4 protein-coding genes and 1 tRNA gene are annotated in these 4,191 nt (G+C 69.7%); 3 read left to right on the forward strand and 2 right to left on the reverse strand.

What is annotated here, in order from left to right; all coding sequences use genetic code 11:
- Position 1: 1 nt before the first annotated feature.
- Positions 2–77 (reverse strand) — tRNA-Thr (locus tag K2X24_RS07455).
- Between the two features lie 227 nt (positions 78–304).
- On the opposite strand from K2X24_RS07455, the gene K2X24_RS07460 reads away from it, so the two are divergent.
- The 3 genes from K2X24_RS07460 to K2X24_RS07470 are packed head-to-tail and all read left to right on the forward strand — an operon-like array spanning position 305 to position 1,921.
- Positions 305–778 carry a TerB family tellurite resistance protein gene (locus K2X24_RS07460; RefSeq protein WP_292496325.1) on the forward strand — a complete coding sequence of 158 codons (474 nt, stop codon included), beginning with the start codon at positions 305–307 and terminating at the stop codon, positions 776–778.
- Between the two features lie 13 nt (positions 779–791).
- The gene (locus K2X24_RS07465) at positions 792–1,208 is read left to right on the forward strand and encodes a CidA/LrgA family protein (RefSeq protein ID WP_292496327.1); all 417 of its coding nucleotides are present in this window, start codon (positions 792–794) and stop codon (positions 1,206–1,208) included.
- Positions 1,205–1,921 carry an LrgB family protein gene (locus tag K2X24_RS07470; protein ID WP_292496329.1) on the forward strand — a complete coding sequence of 239 codons (717 nt, stop codon included), beginning with the start codon at positions 1,205–1,207 and terminating at the stop codon, positions 1,919–1,921. The genes K2X24_RS07465 and K2X24_RS07470 overlap by 4 nt, the downstream gene beginning before the upstream one ends.
- A gap of 33 nt (positions 1,922–1,954) precedes the next feature.
- Here K2X24_RS07470 and K2X24_RS07475 read toward each other — a convergent pair whose 3' ends face one another.
- Positions 1,955–4,069, reverse strand: coding sequence for an ABC transporter ATP-binding protein/permease (locus K2X24_RS07475; RefSeq protein ID WP_292496331.1), 2,115 nt, complete (start codon positions 4,067–4,069; stop codon positions 1,955–1,957).
- Positions 4,070–4,191 lie beyond the last annotated feature (122 nt).

Genomic DNA, 4,191 nt, shown 5'->3' on the forward strand with positions numbered 1-4,191 from the left:
ATGGTGCCGCAAGAGGGATTCGAACCCCCGACCCCCTCATTACGAATGAGGTGCTCTACCAGCTGAGCTATTGCGGCACGAACCGGGCCCGGATGCCGTGTTCCGGCAGGTCCCGTTCGGGGGAGGGTCATATCGGGCGGCGCGGGGAATGGCAAGCTGCATCACGCGACATGGTGAGTCGCGCGGTCCTCCGGATCGATGCATCCCGGTCACGGTGGCGACGGATCGGTCCGACAGGATGATCGCGTTCCTTGACGGCATGGCGCCCCGCCCCGAAGGCTTGCCCGGTCTCCCGAGGATCGCCATGTCGCTGATCGCCCGCCTTCGTGCCTACGCCGCCGACGCCTTCGGGCTCGGCGGGACCGACACCGTCGCCGTAGAGGCGGACGAGCGCCTCGCGGCGATCGCGCTTCTCGTGCACGTGGCCCGCGCCGACGGCGTGCTGGCGCCCGAGGAGACGGAACGGCTCGGCCGGCTGGTCGTCGGGCGCTTCACCGAGACCCGCGCCGAGGCGGAGGCCCTGATCGCGCGAGCCGCCGCGTTCGACGCGCAGACCCGCGACATGGCGCAATTGGTCGAGATGATCGGCCACGAGGTCGGGCCGGACCGGCGTGCCCGTCTTCTCGCCATGGCCTGGTCGGTGGCGGGCGCCGACGGCAGCGTCCACGAATTCGAGGAGGCCCTGGTCTGGCGCCTGGGCGGCCTGCTCGGCCTCGACGAGGCGGCCATCGGCGAGGCGCGCCGAAACGCCGCCGAGGGGCGGGTGACGCTGAACTGACCGCGTCGACGCGATGATCCTCTGCCTCACCCTGATTCTCCTCGCGCAACTCATTGGAGAGGCCCTCGCACGGGCGACCGACCTGCCGGTGCCCGGGCCCCTCATCGGCCTGGCCCTGTTGCTACTCTTCCTCGTCCTGCGAGACCGGGCGCCGCGCCTCGCCCCGCGCCTCCTGCCGCCGGCCCTGGTCGACGGACGCCTGGAGGGCACCGGCAAGGGCCTGCTCGCCAATCTCTCGCTGATGTTCGTGCCGGCGGGTGCGGGCATCATCGGTCGCCTCGACGTGCTGGAAGCGCACGGCGTCGCCCTGGCGGTCATCGTGCTGATGTCGACCCTGTCGACCCTGGCCGCCACCGCGCTCACCTTCGTGGCGGTGTCGCGCTGGCTCGCCAAGGCGAAGCCCGGGACCAAGCCCGGGGCCGCGTCGTGACGGGGGACTTCGCCGTCTGGGTCTATCTCTCGCGGACGCCGCTGCTGTGGCTGACCGTGACCCTGATGGCTTACGTGATCGCCGATCGGATCGCGCAGGCCACAGGACGCCACCCTCTCGCCAATCCGGTGCTGATCGCCATCGCGCTGACGGCCACCGTGCTGGAGACCACGGGGACGCCCTACGCGACCTATTTCGAGGGCGCCCAGTTCGTGCACTTCCTGCTCGGGCCCGCAACGGTGGCCCTGGCGATCCCGCTCTACGAGTACCGCGCCACGGTGCTGCGCGCCCTCGTGCCGATGCTGGCCGCCCTCGTGGTCGGGTCCGTTGTGGCCCTGTCCTCGGCGCTGCTCCTCGGCCGCACCTTCGGGATCCCACGGGACGTCATCGTCTCGCTCGCTCCGAAATCCGTGACCACCGGCGTCGCCATGGGCATCGCCCAGACCCTCGGGGGCGACCCGACCCTGGCGGCGGTGATCGTCATGCTGACGGGCATGACCGGCGGCATCCTGGTGACGCCCCTGATGAACGCGCTGCGCATACGCGACATGCGGGCGCGGGGCTTTGCGGCGGGCCTCGCCGCGCACGGCGTCGGAACCGCGCGCGCCTTCCAGGTCAACGAAGTGGCGGGTGCCTTCGCGGGGATCGCCCTCGGCTTCAACGCCTTTCTCACGGCGATCCTGGCACCGATCGCCGTGACCTTCCTGCGCTGAGGAGCCCTCGAAGGCCGAGCCGATGCCGGCCGGCTACTCCGCCGCGACGGGGGAGGGCACCTCGCGGGGCACGAAGCGGCCCTCGTTGGCCGGCTGCATGTCGAGGCGCCGGTCGTGCAGGCCGTGCAGGGTCGAGCGGTGGCCGATCGACACGATGGTGGTGCCGGGCAGGCGCTCGCGCAGCATCCGGTAGATCGCGGCTTCGCTCGGCTCGTCGAGGGCGGCGGTGGATTCGTCGAGGAAGAGCCAGTCCGGCTTGGCCAGCACCGCGCGGGCGACCGCGAGGCGCTGCTGCTCGCCCCCCGAGAGGCGCTGGTCCCAGGCATCGACCTCGTCGAGGCGGTCGACCAGGCCCGGAAGTTGCGCGGCCATCAGGGCGTCGCGGATCGCCTCGTCGGGAAACATGTCGGTGGTGGCGGGATAGACAACCGCGCCGCGCAGGGTGCCGAGGGGGATGTAGGGCCGCTGCGGCAGCACCAGGGCCGACTGGCCCTTGGGCAGATCGATGCGGCCCTTGCCGAAGGGCCAGATGCCCGCGATCGCGCGGAAGAGCGTCGACTTGCCCGAGCCCGACGGACCGGTGAGCAGGGTCGCGCCGCCCTTGGAAATCGTGAGCGTGTCGGCGGTGACGATCTCGCGCCCGTCCGGCAGGCTGAGGCTGAGCTTGGAGGCGGTGACGTCGCCCCGCGTCTCGTTGCCCTGGAACAGGCCCTCGCCGGTGCCGCCGATCGCCTCCGCCTTGGTCATGGCCCGTTTGAAGGAGGAGAGGCGGTTGGTGTTGGCCCGGTAGGCCGCGATGGTGACGTAGGAATTGATGAAGAACGACAGCGAGGATTGCACGCTGCCGAAGGCATCGCCCGTCTGCTGGAATTGCCCCAGGGTGATCTTCTTCAGGAAGTAGGACGGGGCGGCCAGGATGTAGGGGAACACCACGCTGATCTGGCTGTAGGACAGGGTGAAGCTGCCGAGCTTGATCCGCCGGACGATGATGCCGAGGTAGTTGTCGATGATCGCGTGGAAGAGGGTGCCCAGCCGCACCGTCTCGGCACGCTCACCGCGCAGCAGGGCGATCTGCTCGCCGTAGATGCGGGTCCGGGCGAGCGAGAAACGGAAATCCGCCTCCACCTTCTCCTGCCGGAAGTCGAGCCCGATCAAGGGGCGTCCGATGATGTGGGTCAGCCAGGTGCCGACGACGGCGTAGCCGACCACCAGCCAGACCAGGAAGCCCGGCACCACCGTGTCGGTGAAGGGCAGCACGAAGTCCCGCGACAGGCCCCAGAGGATGACCATGAAGGAGACCAGGGTCGCGGCCTGCGACAGCAGGCGGATCGAGAGCGTCGTCGTCTGCGAGATGAACAGGTTCACGTCGCTCTGGATGCGCTGATCCGGGTTGTCCGCGTGCTCGTCGGTGAAGGGCACGCGGTAATGCGTGCCGGCGTCGAGCCAGCGACCGTAGAAGCTGCGGGTGAGCCAGGTCCGCCAGCGGATGTGCAGGGAGGCGTCCACGAAGGTGTCGAACATGCCGACCACGACCCAGATCGTGGCCAGCGGCACGAAGACCCAGACGAGCTGATACCAGAACGCGTCGGCGTTATATTCCTGGAGCGCGTTGAAGAGGTCGCGGAACCAGAAGTTCAGCCGCAATTGCAGGGCGACCTGCGCGAAGGTGATGAAGATCGACAGCGCGACGAGGCGCTGGCCGACCTTGCCTTCGGTGCTGCCGAACAACCGGAACGGCCCGATCTCGCGGGTCGGCTTGTCCTTGGTGGCGAAGTACGGGTCCGCGATGAGCGTGATCGCCCGGATCGGTTCCAGGTGGGAGACCGCCAGGACGATGCCGGCGAAGACCACCGCGCCGGTGGCGGCGAAGCTCGGCGGCAGCAGGGCGGCCAGCGTCGGCGGCAGCAGGCCCATGGACGCGGCCTGCTTGGCCCCGGCGAGGAACAGGTAGCCGATGCCGTAGACTGAAACGAAGACCTTGAGGTAGGACGAGAGCTTGCCCGACGCGAGGAGGATACCCGCCATGGCGAGGCCGCTCAGGGAGACGTAGAGGGGCGGCGCGGGATCGCCGGGCGCGATCAGCAGCACCAGCGCGAAGAGCGCCGTCACCACGGCCTGCAGGCCGAGGCCCGTCCTCAAAGCGGCCACGCGCGTCTCCCTCTGTCTTTTCGATCGTTCTGTCGGCGTGCCGAGGGGCACGCGTCGAACCGGCATTGCAGGCGGGTCGTGGCGAGAACGTGGCGCCCGGCTGCGGCCGATCCGCGAGCGCG

Source organism: Methylobacterium sp., from assembly GCF_019750675.1.
GTDB lineage: Bacteria > Pseudomonadota > Alphaproteobacteria > Rhizobiales > Beijerinckiaceae > Methylobacterium.

Coding starts and splice junctions, on each gene's coding strand:
- K2X24_RS07460 (WP_292496325.1), top strand. CDS start 305: ATGTCGCTGATCGCCCGCCTTCGTGCCTACGCCGCCGACGCCTTCGGG.
- K2X24_RS07465 (WP_292496327.1), top strand. CDS start 792: ATGATCCTCTGCCTCACCCTGATTCTCCTCGCGCAACTCATTGGAGAG.